Annotated in this window: 18 protein-coding genes and 2 tRNA genes; 16 read left to right on the top strand and 4 right to left on the bottom strand. The window is 59.6% G+C overall.

The window, feature by feature from the left end; all coding sequences use genetic code 11:
* The first annotated feature begins 9 nt into the window (after positions 1-9).
* The 6 genes from HMPREF2971_RS07690 to HMPREF2971_RS07665 all read left to right on the top strand — a co-directional run bounded on the left by HMPREF2971_RS07690 (position 10) and on the right by HMPREF2971_RS07665 (position 3,793).
* Positions 10-498, top strand: a complete 489-nt coding sequence (locus HMPREF2971_RS07690; protein ID WP_049345639.1) for an NUDIX domain-containing protein — start codon at positions 10-12, stop codon at positions 496-498.
* Positions 499-830: 332 nt separating this feature from the next.
* Entirely contained in the window at positions 831-1,253 is a 423-nt protein-coding gene (gene rpsP, locus HMPREF2971_RS07685) for a 30S ribosomal protein S16 (RefSeq protein ID WP_049358453.1), read from the top strand.
* A 2-nt stretch (positions 1,254-1,255) separates the two neighbouring features.
* A complete protein-coding gene (locus HMPREF2971_RS07680) occupies positions 1,256-1,501 on the top strand; it encodes an RNA-binding protein (RefSeq protein ID WP_012903360.1) in 246 nt (81 codons plus the stop codon).
* Between the two features lie 193 nt (positions 1,502-1,694).
* Positions 1,695-2,345, top strand: a complete 651-nt coding sequence (rimM, locus tag HMPREF2971_RS07675) for a ribosome maturation factor RimM (RefSeq protein ID WP_070634724.1) — start codon at positions 1,695-1,697, stop codon at positions 2,343-2,345.
* A 3-nt stretch (positions 2,346-2,348) separates the two neighbouring features.
* Positions 2,349-3,296: a tRNA (guanosine(37)-N1)-methyltransferase TrmD gene (trmD, locus tag HMPREF2971_RS07670; protein WP_070692281.1), complete on the top strand. Its 948-nt coding sequence runs from the start codon at positions 2,349-2,351 to the stop codon at positions 3,294-3,296.
* 209 nt (positions 3,297-3,505) lie between these two features.
* Positions 3,506-3,793 (top strand): antibiotic biosynthesis monooxygenase family protein, encoded by a 288-nt coding sequence (locus HMPREF2971_RS07665; RefSeq protein WP_012903365.1) that lies wholly within the window; start codon positions 3,506-3,508, stop codon positions 3,791-3,793.
* A 698-nt stretch (positions 3,794-4,491) separates the two neighbouring features.
* On the opposite strand, the gene HMPREF2971_RS07660 is transcribed toward HMPREF2971_RS07665, so the two are convergent.
* The gene (locus HMPREF2971_RS07660; RefSeq protein ID WP_070593405.1) at positions 4,492-4,908 is read right to left on the bottom strand and encodes an MmcQ/YjbR family DNA-binding protein; all 417 of its coding nucleotides are present in this window, start codon (positions 4,906-4,908) and stop codon (positions 4,492-4,494) included.
* Between the two features lie 93 nt (positions 4,909-5,001).
* Between HMPREF2971_RS07660 and ettA the strand changes: the two genes are divergently transcribed.
* Together ettA and HMPREF2971_RS07650 are read left to right on the top strand one after the other, a co-directional pair.
* The gene (gene ettA, locus HMPREF2971_RS07655) at positions 5,002-6,681 is read left to right on the top strand and encodes an energy-dependent translational throttle protein EttA (protein ID WP_070692278.1); all 1,680 of its coding nucleotides are present in this window, start codon (positions 5,002-5,004) and stop codon (positions 6,679-6,681) included.
* Between the two features lie 247 nt (positions 6,682-6,928).
* Positions 6,929-7,504, top strand: coding sequence for an HdeD family acid-resistance protein (locus tag HMPREF2971_RS07650; protein WP_096741135.1), 576 nt, complete (start codon positions 6,929-6,931; stop codon positions 7,502-7,504).
* Positions 7,505-7,610: 106 nt separating this feature from the next.
* Here the strand turns inward: HMPREF2971_RS07650 and HMPREF2971_RS07645 are convergent, their stop codons facing one another.
* Positions 7,611-8,519, bottom strand: coding sequence for an acyl-CoA thioesterase (locus tag HMPREF2971_RS07645; protein WP_049345634.1), 909 nt, complete (start codon positions 8,517-8,519; stop codon positions 7,611-7,613).
* Positions 8,520-8,736: 217 nt separating this feature from the next.
* Between HMPREF2971_RS07645 and HMPREF2971_RS07640 the strand changes: the two genes are divergently transcribed.
* Positions 8,737-9,600 carry a DUF8185 domain-containing protein gene (locus HMPREF2971_RS07640; protein ID WP_070642588.1) on the top strand — a complete coding sequence of 288 codons (864 nt, stop codon included), beginning with the start codon at positions 8,737-8,739 and terminating at the stop codon, positions 9,598-9,600.
* Between the two features lie 277 nt (positions 9,601-9,877).
* Positions 9,878-10,483 carry a phosphatase domain-containing protein gene (locus HMPREF2971_RS07635; protein WP_049345629.1) on the top strand — a complete coding sequence of 202 codons (606 nt, stop codon included), beginning with the start codon at positions 9,878-9,880 and terminating at the stop codon, positions 10,481-10,483.
* A gap of 143 nt (positions 10,484-10,626) precedes the next feature.
* Here the strand turns inward: HMPREF2971_RS07635 and HMPREF2971_RS07630 are convergent, their stop codons facing one another.
* Both HMPREF2971_RS07630 and pepN read right to left on the bottom strand, forming a co-directional pair.
* Complete coding sequence (locus HMPREF2971_RS07630; protein ID WP_246825090.1) at positions 10,627-11,784, bottom strand: SGNH/GDSL hydrolase family protein; 1,158 nt, start codon at positions 11,782-11,784, stop codon at positions 10,627-10,629.
* Positions 11,785-12,032: 248 nt separating this feature from the next.
* Positions 12,033-14,582, bottom strand: coding sequence for an aminopeptidase N (pepN, locus tag HMPREF2971_RS07625; RefSeq protein WP_070692269.1), 2,550 nt, complete (start codon positions 14,580-14,582; stop codon positions 12,033-12,035).
* Positions 14,583-14,954: 372 nt separating this feature from the next.
* Here pepN and HMPREF2971_RS07620 point away from each other — a divergent pair, with 372 nt between their 5' ends.
* From HMPREF2971_RS07620 to HMPREF2971_RS07595, 6 genes are all read left to right on the top strand, one after another.
* Positions 14,955-15,446 carry a ribose-5-phosphate isomerase gene (locus tag HMPREF2971_RS07620; RefSeq protein ID WP_070605377.1) on the top strand — a complete coding sequence of 164 codons (492 nt, stop codon included), beginning with the start codon at positions 14,955-14,957 and terminating at the stop codon, positions 15,444-15,446.
* Positions 15,447-15,549: 103 nt separating this feature from the next.
* Positions 15,550-16,434: an Fpg/Nei family DNA glycosylase gene (locus HMPREF2971_RS07615; protein WP_049342084.1), complete on the top strand. Its 885-nt coding sequence runs from the start codon at positions 15,550-15,552 to the stop codon at positions 16,432-16,434.
* Positions 16,435-16,507: 73 nt separating this feature from the next.
* A tRNA-Gly gene (locus tag HMPREF2971_RS07610) sits at positions 16,508-16,581 on the top strand.
* Positions 16,582-17,067: 486 nt separating this feature from the next.
* Positions 17,068-17,142: transfer RNA gene (locus HMPREF2971_RS07605), tRNA-Pro, on the top strand.
* A 107-nt stretch (positions 17,143-17,249) separates the two neighbouring features.
* Complete coding sequence (gene tig / locus HMPREF2971_RS07600) at positions 17,250-18,551, top strand: trigger factor (protein ID WP_070692266.1); 1,302 nt, start codon at positions 17,250-17,252, stop codon at positions 18,549-18,551.
* A gap of 368 nt (positions 18,552-18,919) precedes the next feature.
* Positions 18,920-19,573: an ATP-dependent Clp protease proteolytic subunit gene (locus HMPREF2971_RS07595; RefSeq protein WP_005505718.1), complete on the top strand. Its 654-nt coding sequence runs from the start codon at positions 18,920-18,922 to the stop codon at positions 19,571-19,573.
* Position 19,574 lies beyond the last annotated feature (1 nt).

Here is a 19,574-nt window from a genome sequence, read left to right as displayed (position 1 = left end):
AAAGAAGCCATGAAGGATTCCTATCTGAGCGATGAAGAGCTGAAGGCTTTTATCGCCACCCTGCCTACGCGCCGTTTGGCGGCGGGCGCGCTGATTCGTAATGAGCGCGGCGAGATGCTGCTGGTGAAGCCGAACTATAAGGACGGCTGGATTCTTCCCGGCGGTACCGTGGAGGCGGGCGAGGCCCCCAAGCCCGGTTGCGAGCGTGAGATTGTGGAGGAGCTGGGCCTGGACCTGAAGCTGGGTCGCGTGCTGCTGATTTTCCACGGCCTGTCGCTGGGTGTGTGGGGTGATTCGACCTACTACATGTACGACGGCGGCGTGATTGCGGCGGATACGAAGATTACCCTGCAGGATGCCGAGCTGGTGACCTACGAGTGGGTGGCTCCGGAGAACCTGGAGGGTTATGTGCGCCCGTCGATGGTGGAGCGTCTGCGTGAGTGCTACCGCGCCCTGGAGACGGGGGAGACTCTGGAGATGAGCAACCTCGACTCCTAGCCACATCAATTCCTAGCAACCTCGACTAGAGCTCATCGGTGAGGGCGCCGGGGCAGCTATTTGAGCCGAGTAACAGCCGAGTGACCGGGCACAGCCGGGCACATCACGGGAACAGAACGCTGTTTAAAAGTGATGTTCGGTGCCTGCGGCAATTATTTTTCCGTGTCGCTAGCTTAAAATCTTGGGCTCTGATACCCTAGCTGAGTACCCGGCGACGCGCGACCCCTCTCTTCGCGCGCCGTTGTGTCCATAGAGGCGCCGTGAATGGCCCGCCCCACGGGTGCTGAACCGTGTGCCTCGCACCAAATTATGAAACAGGAGTAACCACTAAAGTGGCTGTTAAGATTCGTCTCAAGCGTATGGGTAAGATCCGCGATCCTCGTTACCGCGTTGTGGTCGCTGATTCGCGCGTCAAGCGCGACGGTAAGACCATCGAAGAGATTGGTATTTACCACCCGACCGAGCACCCCTCGCGTATCGAGATCAACTCTGAGCGTGCTCAGTACTGGCTCTCCGTCGGCGCACAGCCGACCGAGCAGGTTCTGGCTCTGCTGAAGCTCTCGGGCGACTGGGCTGCATTCAAGGGCGAGAAGGCAGAGTCCAAGGTTCTGCCCGTCGAGGCTAAGGCTGAGTTCGTTGTTCCCGAAAAGGGTTCCGTGATCCTGCCCGAGGCTATCACCCCCAAGGCTGAGAAGGCTGAAGAGGCTGCTGAGGAAGCAGCACCCGAGGCTGAGGCTGAGGAAGCAGCTGAGTAATTATGTTGGCTGACGCACTCGAACACCTGGTTCGAGGGATTGTCGATCGTCCGGAGGACGTGAAGGTGCGCCTGCGCACTCAGCGTCACCGTGAAACCCTTGAGGTTCGCGTGCATCCGGATGACCTGGGCCGAGTTATCGGCAGGTCTGGTCGTACCGCCAAGAGCATCCGTCTGGTGATGGAGGCTATTTCTGATGGCGAGCCGATGCGTATCGACATTATCGACACCGACAAAAAGCGACGCTAGCTCGTAAACGCTTGAAGCCCCCGCTCCCGGAGTTTTTCCGGAAGGCGGGGGCTTTCGCGTACCCCGGTCCCGGTAGCGGTCCCGGTTGTAGCGCGGGCGGCAGAATGCGCCCGTCCTAAGTGCCCGGTAGAATAGTGGGAGCCGTGCACGTGCACGGCGTAGGTTTTTAGCTTGTATCCAGCGGAGGAAAATTATGCAGGTTGTGGTGGCTCGTATCGGTAAGCCTCACGGTATTCGTGGTGAGGTGACGGTTCAGCTCTTTACTGATGCCCCGCAGGAGCGTTTTGCCCGCGGTGAGGTGCTCGGTATCGAGAATTTTAAGCCCGGCTCTGCTGCCGCTTCGGTGGCGCCTACCGGTGAGCTGACGGTTGCCGGTGCCCGCTGGAACAAGAAGATTCTGGTGGTCCGTTTTGATGAGGTGACCACCCGCAATCAGGCTGAGGAGCTGCGCGGTAGCCGCCTGGTCTACGAGGTGCCCGAGGATGAGGGCGATGAAGAGGGCTTCTACGAGCAGGAGCTCGTGAACCTGCCCGTGTACCTGCTCGCTGACGTGCCCGAGGGTGAGAGCCCCGTGGATAACCCGGCTGTTGGCAAGCCGCTGGGCAAGGTGACCGGTCTGCAGACCATGCCGGTTCAGGATTTGCTGCTGATTAAGCTGGCTCGTTCGCCGCGCCTTGCATCCGGTGCGGGTGAAGAGATCATGATTCCTTTTGTTGAGGAGATTGTGCCCGAGGTGGTTCCCTCGACCGAGGACGAGCCCGGCTTTGTGCTGTTGACTCCTCCGGCGGGTCTGATTGACCTGGTTGAGGATGCTGAGCAGGCTACCGAGCAGGCGGGGGAGTAGTCCGTGCGCTACGATGTGGTCACGATTTTCCCCGAGTACCTGGAGCCGCTGAAGCTGTCCCTGCTGGGTAAGGCGCGTGAGAAGGGTCTGGTGGATCTGCACCTGCACGATTTGCGTGAGTACACCTTTGACCGTCACCGCACGGTGGACGACACCCCGTACGGCGGTGGCGCGGGCATGGTGATGAAGGCGGAGCCGTGGGGCTTGGCGCTGGACGAGGTGCTTGCCGCCTCCCCGCTGAATGCCGCTTCCGAAGACTCTACTGAGGGTGCCGAGCCTGTCGAACCCGCCGCTGATACCCGCCCGCTGCTGATTGTCCCGTCCCCGGCGGGTGCCGTTTTCGATCAGGCGATGGCGTATGAGCTGGCGGAGGAGAAGCATATTGTCTTCGCTCCGGCGCGCTACGAGGGCATTGACGAGCGTGTGCTGGACTGGGCGCAGGAGAGCTTCCGCGTGATGCCCGTGTCCCTGGGCGATTACGTGCTCTACGGTGGCGAGGTCGCGGTCATGGCGATGATTGAGGCTATCACCCGCCTGATTCCGGGCGCGATGGGTAACCCCGCCTCCCTGGAGGAGGAGTCGCACACGGGCGGTCTGCTGGAGTACCCGGTGTACACGAAGCCCGCCGTGTGGCGTGACCGTGAGGTGCCGGAGGTGCTGCTGTCGGGTAATCACGGTGCGATTGCGCGTTGGCGTCGTGACCGTCAGATTGAGCGCACCCTGGAGCGCCGCCCGGACCTGTTGGAGGCGTACCCGGTGGAGCAGTGGGATAAGAAGGACCGCCGTTTCTTGGCTGAGCGCGGGGTGCATTTTGCGAACCCGCCGAAGGCGGCTCAGAAGAAAGCAAAGAAGAGCCCCGCAGTGCAGGCTGATACCGCCGCTCAGGCGGATACCGCACCTCAGGGTGAATCTACTCAGCCCGATACCGCCCAGCCCGAGGCAAATTCCTAGGCCTCGAATAGGCGCTCGCGAGCGCCTCGTAATCCTCTGAATGGGGGTTAGCGTCATATAACTGTTAGTTGGCGCTGACCCCTATTTTTTGTGCCCGTGAACCGTTATTCTGAGGGTAACCTCGCTAAGAACATAGCCTATCTATAGGTGGCGCGAGGTGGTAATACGCTTTCATCGTTGAAAGCACGTACTCAACAGAAGGAGGACACATGTCCGTTGTTAAGGTTCACCGTCTTGCTGTCGTTGGCGACAACCAGGCTGAGCTGGAGAAGCGCTTCGCAGCTGCCCGCCACATCGCTGACTCTTTCCCCGGCTTTGAGGGTTTTGAGCTGTGGCGCCCCCTGGATGAGGGCGGCGACTACTTTGTGGTGACCCGCTGGGTTGATGAGGCAAGCCACGATGCGTACGCGGCGGCTCGTCGTGAGCGTGACCCGAATACTGTTGTCTCTCACGCTGATGGCACCATGAGCTTCGAGAAGGTGGAGTTCGACGACTAACATCTGTGTTTGTCTGCGTCTGACCGGATTTATGGCTGAAGCCCATGTGAGATAAAGAATTTATCTCATATAGTGAGGGGTCGCACTGACTTTTCTGAATATTGCTTTAAGTGGGTATTAGCCCATGTGGAGGCGGTATAAGGAAGGGTCAGCGTGGCCCCTCCTTGATTTTTCGGGGCATAAAATCTGCAGGTATTTCGTGGTTATTGGATATGTGGGTTCGGCGCTATAAAACACCTGAATTATGGTCAATAAATGCCCTCTATATCCTTCAATCCGAAAGTGACACTTTAATGCAAAAAGGTTATTATTGTTCCCGAGAGCACACTTCGTCCGTGCCGGTAGTTCGGGCGAGGACAGCGATCCCCTCTCGGCTACATCGCATGAGACAGCCGAGTCACTCAAGGGAATATTCAGCGCACCCGTGTGAGTACCTCCTCTGCATAGGAAGGTCTGGCAGGGGAGCCGACTCAACTATCACGTATTCACACAAGTGGTGCATGGTACTGGACCCCGCAATATATGGGATGGGAGCTTGGTGGTTCGAGCGTTCATCGTGGTTGATGACCCTCCCAGTCGCGGATAGAAAAGTGCTTTGCTTAGCGGGTGAGCGATTCGGTGGTCCGGACCGAGGCTCACCCGCTCCGCTATTTAATGACGAAAATTCTGGCGGATTATTCCCACCTGGTGGTTTTAGCCTAGTGCTTTTCGGGTACCGGGCGCTCGCGGAACTCGATGGGTCGCTTCGCCTTGGGTAACGAGTACATGACGCGCAGGTACGCATCCTCGACCAGCTCTTCTAGCACCCGCTCGGTGACACCCTCACCGGCACCCACGGAAATCCAGTGCCTCTTATTCATGTGCCATGCCGGGATGATACTCGGGTAGATGCGCCGCAGCACCTCCGACTCTTCCGGGTCGGTCTTCAGGTTCACAATGGGGTAGCCGATACCCTCCGTGTACATGGCGAACATCTTGCCGCCGATGCGGTACACCGTGTGCTCGGGCCCGAACGGCTGGTCGGAGGTTGCCAGAGGCATGGCGAGCGCGAGGCGGTGCAGGGTCTGCTCCAGGTTCTCGGGTCGCAGAAGTTTGGGGGAGGGGTTTGTGCTCATAGCTTCGAGTCTAGTGCCCCGCACGGTACCCCGCCTAGCACGCAACCTAAAACTCTCGTACTGCCCGGCAAATCCACGCTAAAATAGGTAACTATGGCTGAATTTATTTATCAGATGATCAAGGCCCGCAAGACTGTGGGCGACAAGGTCATCCTTAACGACGTGACGATGTCGTTCTTCCCCGGCGCCAAGATCGGTATGGTTGGTCCGAACGGTGCGGGTAAGTCGACTATCCTGAAGATCATGGCTGGCCTCGACCAGCCCTCCAACGGTGAGGCACGCCTGACCGCAGGCTACACCGTGGGTATCCTCATGCAGGAGCCGCCGCTGAACGAAGAGAAGACCGTTCTGGGCAACGTTGAAGAAGGCGTGGGCGAAATCAAGTCCAAGCTGGACCGCTTCAACGAAATCTCCGCTCTCATGGCTGAGCCCGACGCTGACTTCGACGCCCTCATGGAAGAAATGGGTCAGCTGCAGGAAGCTATCGACGCCGCTAACGCCTGGGACCTCGACTCCCAGCTGGAGCAGGCAATGGAGGCGCTGCGCTGCCCGCCCGCTGACATGCCCGTCACCCACCTCTCCGGTGGTGAGCGCCGCCGCGTGGCACTGTGCAAGCTGCTGCTGCAGAAGCCTGACCTGCTGCTGCTCGACGAGCCCACTAACCACCTGGACGCAGAGTCCGTGCTCTGGCTGGAGCAGCACCTGCAGTCCTACGAGGGTGCCGTCATCGCGATTACCCACGACCGTTACTTCCTCGACCACGTTGCCGAGTGGATCGCTGAGGTTGACCGCGGTAACCTGTACCCCTACGAGGGTAACTACTCCACCTACCTGGAGAAGAAGCGCTCCCGCCTCGAAGTTCAGGGCAAGAAGGACGCTAAGCTCGCTAAGCGCCTGAGCGAGGAACTGGACTGGGTCCGCTCCAACGCTAAGGGCCGCCAGGCTAAGTCGAAGGCTCGTCTGGCACGCTACGAGGAGATGGCTGCGGATGCTGAGAAGACCCGCAAGCTTGACTTCGAAGAGATTCAGATTCCTCCGGGACCCCGCCTGGGTAACGTCGTTATTGAGGCTGAGAACCTGCAGAAGGGCTTCGACGGCCGTTCCCTGATTAACGGCCTGTCCTTCTCCCTGCCCCGTAACGGCATTGTCGGTGTGATTGGTCCTAACGGTGTGGGTAAGTCCACCCTGTTCAAGACCATCGTTGGCCTGGAGCCCCTGGACGGCGGCGAGCTGAAGGTCGGCGAGACCGTGAAGATCTCGTACGTTGACCAGAACCGCGCGAACATCGACCCGGAGAAGAGCCTCTGGGAGGTCGTCTCTGACGGTCTGGACTACATCCAGGTCGGCAACGTTGAAATGCCTTCGCGTGCGTACGTTTCCGCGTTCGGCTTCAAGGGCCCGGACCAGCAGAAGAAGGCGGGTGTGCTCTCCGGTGGTGAGCGTAACCGTCTGAACCTGGCGCTGACCCTCAAACAGGGCGGTAACCTGCTGCTGCTCGATGAGCCCACTAACGACCTGGACGTTGAGACCCTCGCATCCCTGGAAAATGCGCTGCTGGAATTCCCCGGCTGTGCAGTGGTCGTCTCCCACGACCGTTGGTTCCTGGACCGCGTGGCAACCCACATCCTGGCGTGGGAGGGCACCGATGAGAACCCGGATCAGTGGTACTGGTTCGAGGGTAACTTCGAGTCCTACGAGAAGAACAAGATTGAGCGCCTCGGCCCTGAGGCTGCTAAGCCGCACCGCGTGGTGCACCGCAAGCTGACCCGATAGGGTTTGGTGGTAAGCCCCGCCTCCTGATGCTGTTATGACGCAGGAGGCGGGGCTTCGCTGTGTCTGCTGGGGAAGGGGTATAGTCCTGCTATCTCACGTGTTGTTCCGCTACGTGGTGGGTTATTCGTCGGTAGAAATAGTTCGCTCAGTGGCGACCGATATATCGTGGCGGATTTCATATTCACGGTTTATAATGGGTATGCACGTAAGTGCAACTGACACATGTGATTACGAAGAGAAGAGCATTATGCTTTCAAAATATAACTGGATGTCCTTGGTTACCGGTCTGTTGCTGATTGCAGCGGCAATCTACATGTTCGCCAATCCCGCTATTCCGCTGGTAGTTCTGGGTTATGTGTTCTCCATTTCGGTGTGGCTTGGTGGCGTGTTTGAACTGGTACGTTACTTCGGCACGCCAAAGCAGGCACGTACCGGCTGGGACCTGGTTGACGGCATCTTGACCGTGGTGGCTGGCCTGATTCTGCTGACTGCCTCGGTGGGTGCACAGGCAACCTTCATCCCGACCATTGTGGGTACGTGGATGATTATGTGGGCGCTGATTCGTCTGATGACTGCCCAGGCCATGAAATACCTGAGCTACGCCGCCGGACGCCACCTGCAGCTCTCTGCTATTGGTACCCTTATTCTGGGCTTGCTCGTGGTGCTGTTCCCGATAATCTACGGCGTGGCGGCAGTATGGATGGCAGCACTGGGTCTTCTGGTGACCGGTCTGGTATTCGTGGGTGACTTCTTTGTTTCCCGCCGCACCAAGAGCACCGTGCACATTTCCCCGGACGGTGTTATTGACGGCGAAGCTAAATAAGAGCTTCTTCGCCCCGTCTAGAACGTACACTAGAACATAAGAAAGACCGTGTGAGACAACCACCTCACACGGTCTTTCTGTATGCTCTAACGTTTGTATCGGAACTTTAGCGGTATTCCGGCAGGCGGAACATCATTTCCTGCGCCACAGTCGCCACCAGCTCACCGGAACGATTGAAAATCGAACCCTGCGCGAGCATCCTGCCACCCTGCGCGCTCGGGGAATCCAGCACGTACAGCAGCCACTCATCGGCACGCGCCGAACGGTGGAACCACATCGCGTGATCCAGCGAGGCGCTCTTGAGGCCCGGCTCCAGCCAGAACTTGCCGTGACGGCGCAGAGCCGGCTCCAGCGGCAGATAATCCGAAGCGTAGGCGATAGCGGCGCGGTGCTCCGCCTCCGATGCCTCAGAACCATCAGCACGCACCAGGCGGTCAAAGGTCTTGAACCACACACAGGCACGCGGCTGTGTCGAGGAGGCATCCGCCTGAGTGTACAGGGGTGCGTCCACGTGTCGCATATCAATCGGGCGCTCCCACGAGACCGCCTGTGCAATGGGGTGGGGGAGCTGACCCAGGTAGTCGCTGACCATCGGCAATGATTCGGGGTCCGGCACCTCCGGCATGGTCACTGCGGTGTGCTCCGGGCCGCGGCTATCGGACTGGAACGACATAATCGCCGAGAACATGGGCGCCTCATCCTGGAACACCTGCACGCGGCGGGTCGAGAAGGAACGGCTATCGTTCAGGCGCTGAGTGGCGAAGAACAGCTCACGCTCAATATCGCCGGGGCGCAGAAAGTAGGCGTGAATCGAGTGGATGTCCTTGCCCTCCACCGTGCGGTCGGCGGCAATAATCGACTGGGCAAGAACCTGACCACCGAAAGTACGCGGCTGTTCGCGGGTGAGCGTCACGCCGGTAGACACTTCATCACTACCGAAGGAGGCGGGCGCCGCCTCCACGGGGGAGAGGTCCAGCATCCGCATGAGGTTTTGGGTCACAGTGGGCTTGGTCATGGTTTTATTCTCGCACGTTTTCAATGAGCCGGTTTCTGGCGTAGAGTGGGAGAGCATACTCTGAGACAACCACGACAGGTTGATTCGGAACATTGACTAGGAACAACGGCCCGGATTATCGATCTGGATGAACAATCCGGAACGTTCCCCTAACACACCATCGCATATATCACCCACCCCTTGCCACCGAGCAGGCCAACGCCGAAAAGGAGCAGAAATGACTACGCCGTCTGAAACCACCCCTGACAATACCCCCGTGCAGGAGAACGCTCCCGAACAGAACAGCGCACCGAACGCGGCAGCACCTATTGAGCTCAAGTACAACCCCCACGAAGGCGTGGAGGAGCCCTACCTGATCCTGCCCGGCGGCGCGCAGGGTGCCGCAGTGGTCAAGGACCTTGCCACCTACATTTCTCGCGCCCTGGCGGTGAACCCGGACGCCGCTATCCGCCTGACCGCGCGCGGCCGCGTGGTGGCGGTATTCGCCTGCTCCCTGGAGCCGCAGGATGCCTCTTCGGACACCCCGGTCATCATGGGTCTGCGTGCCCTGCACCTGCTGGCTGACTCCACCCTGGACATGACCGTACAGGCGCAGGCGCTGCTGGACCGTCTGGCGCGTCTGCAGAAGCAGGCAGAAGAACAGGGCAACGAAGAGAACTCGCAGCTGGTGCTGTTCATGCCGCCGGTGACCGTCAACGCTAGCTGGGCTGGCAAGTCAGCCCCGCTCAGCGGCTGGTACGAGGTTGGTACCGTCCCGATTGAAGAGTTCCACCGCGCCACCGCAGAAGGTCTGGAGGCGGTAGAACGCGCCCTGCCCGAGAACCCCGGCGCTGCTGTGCTTTCCACGGTGCGCTCGCGTATTTGGTCCTCCGACATGGTGCTCGAGTACCTACCCGAGTTCGATACCGTGCTAGTACCGACCGGCGCGGCATTCGCCCTGCGCGTGTTCGGTTTCATCCCGGAAGGCTTCACGGGCGATCTGCCGCTCTTCGCTGCGCATGTAGGTTCGGAGGAGTGGCTGCGCATTGTGGCGCCCGCCGGTATGGTGCTGGTGCGCCGCGGTTCCGGTTCGCTACTCTAACCCCCCCTCTCTAGGCTTTGCTAGATCTTTCTCAGCTGGCGGTACGGGTTCTGACCTGCGCCGCCAGCTATTTTTGCGTCTCATGACATCATCGGGGGATTTGTAATAATGACTTTCGATAAGGCATTACTTTACGAAAATAGGGTATTCTAGAAAAACTACGCCCTTTCACCGGGGCGTCTTTGACACACCGATTACCAGCCACACCGCACGGGAACTCTTCCGCCGCGCCCTCACCAGGCGCATTCTTCCCGTACGGATCGAAAGTGAGACCTATATGGATCTGATTGCAGTCGACATTGACGGTACCCTTGCCAGCAACCGAGATCAGATGGATAAGTACCTGACCGGTTTCTTCGCAAGCAACCGCCGATTCTTCAAGGCCATCCGCAACGCCACGGTCAATGTTGAAGTTGCCGACCGTGTTCGCGAAATCACAGCAGACACCGGCGCAGAGGTCGTAGTAATTACCGGCCGCGATGGCACCTACATGAAGGAATTGAACCAGTTCATCGCCCGCGCAGGTCTGGAACCCAAGCACGTGTTCGCTAAGCCCGGCAACGACGGCTCCAACAGCCCCGCATGGAAGGACTCCGTCATTGAGTCCCTGATTGCTGACGGCAACCGCATTATCCACGCTTTTGAAGACACCGACCACGAGGTGTACCTGCGCCGCGGCATTCCCGTCACCTGGGTCGCCCCGATTCGCGACTACATTGGCGAATGGCACTACGAGTCGATTGACATTGACCCGGTCGCCTGGGCTGCCGAGCAGCGTGAGAAGGAAGCCGCTCGTGAGCGTCAGAAGCGTCGCCTTGCGGAGGGCGTGCTCGCACACCAGAAGGCCGAGGCGAAGGAACGCCAGGCAAACGTCGCGGCATAAAACCCGCACACTAACTTGAGAGCTGCGGTGGGTAACCCACTCAAACGAATGAGGCGCCGGAAGGATTCAATCCTCCCGGCGCCTCATTCTAATGCTATATGCGTTGATCGAAGCTGATGTACTCGGCTGATTACACAGTTAGTTTACGCGGTGCCGAGCAGTTCACGCAGACGAGTCGCAAAGGGGCCCGCCAGCTTATGGTGCGCCTTCTCCTTCAGATGCACGCCATCAGCCATGTCACCCTCAGCCAGGTAGAGGCTCTGCCAGCCCGAGGTGTCCATGAACAGCACGCCGGTCTCGCGGGCACCCTGCCTTGCCACCTCGTTTGCCACGTGACGCTTATGCGCCACCTGCTTATCCGGTGCAGACGCCTCATCCATAGACACCACACCACCGAACACAATCTTCGACGACGGGTACATACGTCGCAGCTGCTCAATGACCTGAGTCTGGTGAGCGTTCACGTGCTCGCGCGCCTTCGTCTCATCCTCGTGAATGTAAATGTCATTGCCGGAGGCGTCCAGGTAAATCACGCCGGGGTTACCGCTCGGCAGAGCCCAACGGCCACCCATCACACCCTGATAGTAGGAGGGGCACACACCCTCGCGGGCAGTCACAAAACCGATGCCGCCGCAACGGAACAGGTACGGGACGAAACCTGCCTGCTTCAGACCCAAACCAACCCAGGAGGTTGCGGTCACCTGCGAGTCACCAATCACCAGGGCATCCTTAGCGCCAAGAACATTGGTGTTACGCGGCAGACCGTTCGCCTTATCCCAGTAGAGTTCAGCCTTCTCAAACTTGGTGTACAGAACGCCCTTCTTGGATCGCCAGCTCACCGGCAGACCCTCCCAACCGGCAAAGTCGCTGTACCCGCGCTGCTTCCACCAGTGCTCGTAGACGCCGGATTCCACCGCAACCGGACCGTACTTGGGGGTGTACATGACCACGCCACCCTTGAACTGCTGAACCAGCATGTCGGCGGCATCAGCGGAGGTGGAGAACGGCGCCTGAATCTCACCGGTTGCCTGTGCGCCCTCCTTGCCGAAGGCGTTCTGCGCGGTGCGTTCCATCTTCTGCGCCGGGGTGGTCGGTTCCGGAGTCGGCTCGGGGGAGGGGGACTCGCTGGGGCTTTCCTGCGCCGACTGGGTAGGCTCGGCGCCCGTAGCAGCGGTAGCGGCGGTGCCACCGGGCGCGATGAAGCCTCCTGCGGAGTACACGCCAAAGGAACCGGCGGCAACCACAGCAAGGATTGTGCCGGTCAGAGAAACTTTCGCGATAGGAGACTTGATAGAAGGCATGCACAACAGTATACGATAGGCGCAACCCCAAGTAGAGAGCTTTTGAGGGATATTCAAATGAAAATAACAAAAAATATGCACCGCAGTGACAAGAATTAGACTCGGTGCGCAACTTGGGGCACAACTCAAAATAGAACCGGCATACCCCCCATATAGAAACGTCCCCTCCCACCCCGAATCGGGGTAGAAGGGGACGAATAAAAACTTATGAGAGCAGGCAATGAACCCGCCTCAGCTCACAAGCATTGTTAGATGTCAGCCGCCTGAACCTTCAGCGCACGAGCCACGCCGTCGCGTGCCTCCGCAATCTGACGGTACAGAGCCGCAGCATCCTCAGGCAGAGAAGCCAGGTACGCCTCGGTACGCTCCAGCAGCTCAGCGGTCGGCTCGCTCGGGTACATGCCACCAATAATCTGCATGGAAATCTCGTGCGAACGCGAACGCCAAATACCCTCAATCTGCTCGAAGTACGGCTCATCGTACTGGGCAATCAGCTCGGGCTTGCCGGACTTGAAACCGGAAATAGCGTAACGCTGAATCATGTTCGACAGTTCGCCGGTCACCATGATCTTGTTCCAGTACTCAGCCTTAGCCTCCGCGGTCGGAATCGACGCGTATGCCTGAGCGGCGTACTGCTGACCGTTCGCGGTGTTGTCGTTCTCCAGCTCCGCAGCAATCTGCTCGGCGGAGAAACGGCCACCGGTAGCCAGGCGGCACACCAGGTTCCAACGCAGGTCAGCGTCAATATCCAGGCCCTCAAGGGTCAGCTCACCCTCGAAGAGACGCTGCACGTTGTCGTACTGCTCCTCGGTGCGGGTCTGGTTGATGAACGCCTGCAGCAGCTGCAGCTGAGCATCCGAGTCGGGCTCTGCAACGCATGCCAGCTCCCACAGACGGTCAGCGGCACGGTGGCGGGTCTCCTCGCGAGCCTCAGGAGCCACGAAGGAGTGCAGAGTAGCGGACAGGTTGTTGATCTGGGTGCGCAGAGCGGTGGAGTTGGTCTCCTTACCGATGTTGTTCAGCACCAGGTCAACGTACTTACGTGCCGGCATCTGAGCGTCACGCACGGTATCCCAGAGCGAACCCCAGACCACGCCGCGAGCCACGGACGAATCAATGTCGCCCAGGTGCTTGATGGCGGTCTCAATGGAACGCTCGTCCAGGCGAATCTTTGCGTACGCCAGGTCCTCATCGTTCAGCAGCAGCAGGTCGGGGCGCTTCTTACCGAGAGCCTCCTCGACCACGGTCAGCTCGCCGTCAATGTCCAGCTCGATGCGGTCGGTGCGGGTCAGCTTGCCGTCGACCAGGTTGTAGAAACCAATCACTGCACGGTGCGGGCGCAGGGTCTCGAAGCCCTCAGCGTAGGACTGGCGAATACCCAGCGAAGAAATGTTGCCAGCCTCGTCGTTCTCAACCTCAACGGCAAGAGTGTTCACGCCAGCGGTCTCAAGCCACTTAGCGCTCCACGCACGCACGTCACGGCCGGAGGTGCGCTCCAGCTCAACCAGCAGGTCGTCCAGAACGGTGTTACCCCAGCTGTGCTTATCGAAGTACACCTTCAGAGCGGCCATGAAGTTCTCCTGGCCAACCCACGCCACCATCTGACGCAGCACCGAAGCGCCCTTCGCGTACGTAATGCCGTCGAAGTTCACCTGAACATCGGCAAGGTCACGGATCTCAGCCACAATCGGGTGAGTCGAAGACAGCTGATCCTGACGGTATGCCCAGGTCTTCTCCGAAGCGGCGAAGGTAGCCCACGCCTCCTTCGCGTAGCGGGTGTTCTCCGCAGCAGCCAGGGTCGACATGAACTCAGCGAAGGACTCGTTCAGCCACAGGTCGTTCCACCACTTCATGGTGACCAGGTCGCCGAACCACATGTGAGCCAGCTCGTGCAGAACGGTGATAGCGCGGCGCTCACGCAGAGCCTCCGCAACCTTGGAACGGAAGACGTAAGTCTCCAGGTAGGTCACGCAGCCAGCGTTCTCCATCGCACCGGCGTTGAACTCGGGCACGAACAGCTGATCGTACTTCTCGAACGGGTACGGGGTCTTGAACTGGTCCTCGTAGAACTCGAAGCCCTGACGGGTCAGCTCAAACATGTCCTCAGCATCCACGAACGGCATGAGGGACTTGCGGGCGTACACGCCCAGCGGAATCACGCGACCCTCAGAGTTAGTCAGCTCGCTGGTGACCTTCTCGTAGGGGCCAGCCACAATCGCGGTAATGTACGAAGACATGCGCGGGGTCGGCTTGAAGAACCAAGTCTTCGCACGGCCGCAACCGCACTCCTTCTCCTCAACCTTCACCTCGGGCTGGTTAGACACAACCACCCAGTGCGAGGGAACGCGCACAATAAACTCGAATTCAGCCTTCAGGTCGGGCTGCTCAAAGACGGGGAACACGCGGCGGGAGTCCGGCACCTCAAACTGGGAGTACAGGTACACTTCGCCGTCGGCGGGGTCCACGAAACGGTGCAGACCCTCACCGGTGTTGGTGTAGAACATCTCTGCGTCAATGACCAGGGTGTTCTCAGCAGCAAGGTTCGGCAGCTGGATGCGCTCGCCGTCCGCCAGGTCGGTGCTCAGCTCTTCGCCGTTGAGGTTAATGGACTTGACCGAGGAAGTGATGGCGTCAATGAAGGTGGAGGCACCTTCCTGAGCGTCGAAGCGGATTTCAACCTTCGAGGAGAAGACGTCTTTGTCCTTCGGAAGGTCAAGTTCAATACGGTACGAGTGCACGCGCTTAATAATGGATGCGCGTTCGGTTGCCTCATTGCGGGTTAGGTTCAGGCCGGGCATACAGCTCCCTCTCCTTAGATGTGAATAGCGTGCCGTGTTGACACGCCCTGTCATGGTGCGCTGGTTCCCGAGGTGCGCGGCTCCTGCGACGCTGCATACGTAGCGCTGGAGGCGTTCAAGTTTGGGCGCGGCGAATCGGGACACCAAAAAGTGCCATATCCCACAGTCTACCGTATAGGTGGGGGTTTAGAAGGCTTCGCATTACCCGAACCCGCGCGAATTCGATACAGTTAAGACAGAAAAAACCCAAACGGGGAGCGTATCCCACCTGATGGATGCGCGGCGCACTCTAGCAACGGCGCTCAGAACTGAGAACCGGCGCCTCCCACGAACGCACAAACGCACGTCACACCAAATCACCAGGAGAGTACCTTGCGCGTACACATCGCAACCGACCACGCTGGCCTCGAACTGAGCCACTACCTGATTGAGTCCCTCACCGCTGCGGGCTACGAGATGATTGACCACGGCCCTGCCGACTACGACCCGCTGGATGACTACCCCTCGTTCTGCATTAACGCAGCCCTTGGTGTGAAGCGTGACCGTGAGGCTGGCCTGGACTCCCTGGGTATTGTGCTGGGCGGTAGCGGCAACGGTGAGCAGATGGCTGCGAACAAGGTTGAGGGTATCCGTGCGGCTCTGGCGTGGAACCACGACACCGCAGCGCTGGCTCGCGAGCACAACAACGCACAGGTTGTAGCTGTGGGCGGCCGCCAGCACAGCAAGGAAGAAGCACTGGAAATCATCAAGGTCTTCCTGGCTACCCCCTGGACCAACGAGGAGCGTCACGCACGCCGTATCGGTCAGCTGGCTGAGTACGAGCAGACCGGCGATATTGCCGGCAAGCAGATTGACGCTGCCTAAGCTCTAAAATCTGAGGCGCATAGTGCAGGCTATGCGCCTCAGTCGTCTCTGCGCCCCATATAATCCGCACTATTTTTAGCTGACAAGTTTTCGAGGAGAACCCGTGCCCGAAGGCCACTCTATCCACCGTATCGCCCGCCAAATCAGTGACGTCTTCACCGGCGAGCGCGTGCAGGTTTCCTCCCCGCAGGGCCGCTACGCTGAGGGTGCCGCCCTGCTGGACGGGCACACCATTACCGGGGCGTACGCGCACGGTAAGCACCTGTTCGTGACCTTTGAAAATGACCTGACCCTGAACGTGCACCTGGGTATTTACGGTAACTGGAGCTTCGGCGGGGACGAGACGTTCACGGGTGCTTCGAGCATTGGTGCGCCCCGCAAGATCGGCGAAAAAGAATACGCCGCGGGGGAGGGGGAACCCTACGCCGGTCCTCCCGAACCGAAGAGCACGGTACGTTGCCGTATTGTTTCGGAGCACGGCTGGGCGGACCTGGTGGGCCCGACTATCTGCCGCACCCTCACCCCGGAGGAGGTGCGCACCGTCCGCTCCAAGCTCGGACCCGACCCGCTCAACCCGGACGCCGACCCCGAACAGTTCTACCGCGCGGCACGCAAGAGCTCCCGCCCGATTGGCGTGATTCTGATGGACCAGGCGGCAATCTCCGGCGTGGGCAATATCTTCCGCGCCGAATCGCTGTACCGCCAGGAAATTGACCCGCTACGACCCGGCAAAAGCCTCAGCGACGAGGAACTGGAGCGGCTCTGGGAGGACAATAAGCACCTGCTGGTCATCGGCGTGCGCGTGGGGCGCATCATCACCACCGAGCCCGAAGACCGCCCCGGCGTGCCCGAAACCGAAGCCTGGCCCGACCACGCCAACTACGTGTACATGCACCACGGCGAGCCCTGCCGCCGCTGCGGAACCACCATCCGCATGGAGGAAATTGCCGGCCGCAAACTCTACTGGTGCCCCGGCTGCCAGGTCTAAAAACAGGTCTAAAAACCACCCGTATATTTGACAGCCCAGATGGAACCTCGCTACTATAGTCAAGTTCCATTCCGGGGATGTAGCTTAATGGTAAAGCCTCAGTCTTCCAAACTGATTACGCGGGTTCGATTCCCGTCATCCCCTCCACTTCAAAGGCTCCGGCGCAAGCGCCGGGGCCTTTTTCGTTGCTGGGATGACGGGAATCCCTTCCGCATGCGGATTTGTTTCCTCGCGCGCTCGGAATCCGCATGCTCCAGCTCGTCATCCCCTCGCACAAATCGCAGCTAAGGTTGCCGGGAATCGCTTCCGGGCGAAAATACATTCCCTCGCGCGCTCGGGATTTTCGCCCTCCAGCCCGTCATCCCCTCGAGAACTATCCTGAACGAATCTGTGGGAATCCCTTCCGCATGCGGATTTGTTTCCTCGCGCGCTCGGAATCCGCACGCTCCAGCCCGTCATCCCCTCACCGCGCATCCACACAAAACACCCTACAAAACCAAGGGAGACAGGGGAGTACGCGCTCAGTGGAAATAAACCGCGCACGAGCCGCTGTGTTGGGCATTTAGCGGGAAAACAGGTAAACTAGGGCACTGACTGTGTTAAACACGCAAGTGTGCAACACGGTCGGTTTCACGGGGCGTGGCGTAGCTTGGCTAACGCGCCTGCTTTGGGAGCAGGAGATCGCAGGTTCGAATCCTGTCGCCCCGACGTGAAACGGTTGCCGCGACGCTACAGGGTCGTGGCGCTCTTTCCACTAAGCAACCGCGGCACACACGATTCGTGCCGCACCGAAACTATATGAGGAGATCACGGACGTGAAGACCGCCGTCGAGAAGCTCAACCCGACCCTCGCAAAGATTGAGGTCGAGGTTCCCTTCGCAGAATTCAAGCCCTACCTGGACCGCACCTACAAGAACCTCTCGGGTCAGATCAGCGTTCCCGGCTTCCGCAAGGGTAAGCTGCCCAAGCAGCTCATCGAGCAGCGTGCGGGCTTCGACTACATCGTCGAGGCATCCCTGAACGACGCTCTGAACGACTACTACGCACAGGCACTGGGCGAGAACGAACTCTCCCCCCTGGCACAGCCCGAGCTGGACGTTCAGTCCCAGCCTTCCACCGAGAACCGTGAGGCAGACCTCAAGCTGACCATCACCGTCACCGTCCGCCCCGAAATCGAGCTGCCCAACTACGAGGGCCTCGAGGTTGAGGTTGACGAGGTAGAGGTCACCGCTGAGGACGAGGTTCAGGCACTGGACGCTCTGCGTGAGCGCTTCGGCACCCTGAAGACCGTTGAGCGCCCCGCAGCTGACAAGGACTTCGTGACCATCGACATCGCCGCAGAAATCGACGGCGAGCAGGTAGACGCAGCAAACGACCTGTCCTACCAGATCGGTTCCGGCACCATGCTCGACGGCATTGACGAGGCTCTGACCGGCCTGTCCGCTGGCGAGGACGCAACCTTCGAGACCAAGCTCTCCGGCGGCGAGCACGCAGGCGAGCAGGCAACCATCAAGGTCAAGCTCTCCGCAGTCAAGGAGCGCGAGCTGCCCGCAGCTGACGACGAGTTCGCACAGCTGGCTTCCGAGTTCGACACCATCGAAGAACTGAAGGAAGACATCAAGAAGCAGGTTGCAGAAGCTAAGGTTGCCGAGCAGGGCACCCAGGCACGCGACAAGGTCCTCGCAAAGCTCGTTGAGCTCGTTGAGATCCCCGTCCCCGAGAAGGTTATCGAGGATCAGCTCGAGCAGCACTTCAACAACCCCAACGCTGAAGCAGGCCACGACACCGAGGAGCACCGCGCCGAGGTTCGCGAGAACACCGAGACCGCATTCAAGAACGAGATGGTTCTCGACGCTGTTGCGGACAAGGAAGAAGTGACCGTCGACCAGGCTGAGATGATCAACTACATCATCACCATGAGCTCCCAGTACGGCATGGACCCCAACCAGTTCGCACAGATGCTGGACGGCTCCGGCCAGGCTGGCGCACTGGTCGGCGAGGTTCGCCGCTCCAAGGCTCTGGCAGCAGTGCTGAAGACCGCAGTGGTCAAGGACACCAAGGGCAACGTTGTTGACCTGTCCAAGTACCTGGGCGAGGGCGAAGAGGCAGCTGCCTAAATCCCCGCCACGGTCTGCAAAAAGCCACCCCGCTAGAGGGCGTGAGCTGATTGCTTGAAATGTGTAGCCTCAGCGGGCATCCACCGAATTACCGGTTGGGTGCCCGCTGAGGCTCTTTTTCACCCCAAGTTACTTCGCCCGCAATTCCTCCCCGCAACACCCCGAATGCGCATGCAGGCTCGTCAGTACCGCATATGCTGGGCGCTGTGCTTCACGCTGTGCTTCACCCCCTGGCGAACGAACAACCCGAAGGGAAGCGGGGGAGAGCAACTATCGGTAAGGTAGTAGCAACGAAACTTTTCGCGTGCGCTCCGGCGCGTAAATCGCGCAAAGATGCAGCGAAGACCCATTAGAGAAGAAGAGGAAGAATGTCCAGCTACATGCCTCTGCCCATCGGCGCCTCCCAGGCAGCCGGCGTGGCGCCCGCGCCGTCTATGGCAACCCCCATCGTTGGTGCCCAGGAAGATTACGTCTACAACAGCCTCCTGAAGGAGCGCATTATCTGGCTCGGCTCCGAGGTGCGCGACTCCAACGCTAACCTCATCTGCTCCCAGATGCTGTTGCTCTCGGCTGAAGACCCCGAGGCAGACATCTACCTGTACATCAACTCGCCCGGCGGCTCCGTGACCGCTGGTATGGCAATCTACGACACCATGCAGCTCATCCCGAACGACGTGGTGACCGTGGTGACCGGTATGGCAGCATCCATGGGTCAGTTCCTGCTCACCGCAGGCACCATCGGCAAGCGCTACGCAACCCCGAACGCCCGCATCCTCATGCACCAGCCCCTCGGTGGTATTGGCGGTACCGCATCGGATATCCGCACCCAGGCTGAGCTGATTCTGGACATGAAGAAGCGCCTGGCAGAGATTACCGCTGAGCGCACCGGCAAGAGCCTGGAAACCATCCTGAAGGATAACGACCGCGACAACTGGTTCAACGCGGAAGAGGGCCTGGAGTACGGCTTCTTCGACCACATTGCGACCACCGCCGGTAAGCTGCCCGAATCGAAGAACGCATAAG

The organism is Rothia sp. HMSC066G07 (assembly GCF_001814485.1).
In the GTDB taxonomy this organism is placed as follows: domain Bacteria; phylum Actinomycetota; class Actinomycetes; order Actinomycetales; family Micrococcaceae; genus Rothia.
This window is presented reverse-complemented; position numbering and strand designations above follow the sequence as displayed.

Bases quoted from the DNA above. Each gene is read 5' to 3' on its own strand.
- pepN (WP_070692269.1), bottom strand. From the start codon at position 14,582: ATGCCCGGCCTGAACCTAACCCGCAATGAGGCAACCGAACGCGCATCC.
- HMPREF2971_RS07630 (WP_246825090.1), bottom strand. From the start codon at position 11,784: ATGCCTTCTATCAAGTCTCCTATCGCGAAAGTTTCTCTGACCGGCACA.
- HMPREF2971_RS07680 (WP_012903360.1), top strand. From the start codon at position 1,256: ATGTTGGCTGACGCACTCGAACACCTGGTTCGAGGGATTGTCGATCGT.
- HMPREF2971_RS07640 (WP_070642588.1), top strand. From the start codon at position 8,737: ATGACTACGCCGTCTGAAACCACCCCTGACAATACCCCCGTGCAGGAG.
- HMPREF2971_RS07645 (WP_049345634.1), bottom strand. From the start codon at position 8,519: ATGACCAAGCCCACTGTGACCCAAAACCTCATGCGGATGCTGGACCTC.
- ettA (WP_070692278.1), top strand. From the start codon at position 5,002: ATGGCTGAATTTATTTATCAGATGATCAAGGCCCGCAAGACTGTGGGC.
- HMPREF2971_RS07665 (WP_012903365.1), top strand. From the start codon at position 3,506: ATGTCCGTTGTTAAGGTTCACCGTCTTGCTGTCGTTGGCGACAACCAG.
- HMPREF2971_RS07635 (WP_049345629.1), top strand. From the start codon at position 9,878: ATGGATCTGATTGCAGTCGACATTGACGGTACCCTTGCCAGCAACCGA.
- HMPREF2971_RS07660 (WP_070593405.1), bottom strand. From the start codon at position 4,908: ATGAGCACAAACCCCTCCCCCAAACTTCTGCGACCCGAGAACCTGGAG.
- HMPREF2971_RS07650 (WP_096741135.1), top strand. From the start codon at position 6,929: ATGCTTTCAAAATATAACTGGATGTCCTTGGTTACCGGTCTGTTGCTG.
- HMPREF2971_RS07595 (WP_005505718.1), top strand. From the start codon at position 18,920: ATGTCCAGCTACATGCCTCTGCCCATCGGCGCCTCCCAGGCAGCCGGC.
- HMPREF2971_RS07690 (WP_049345639.1), top strand. From the start codon at position 10: ATGAAGGATTCCTATCTGAGCGATGAAGAGCTGAAGGCTTTTATCGCC.
- rimM (WP_070634724.1), top strand. From the start codon at position 1,695: ATGCAGGTTGTGGTGGCTCGTATCGGTAAGCCTCACGGTATTCGTGGT.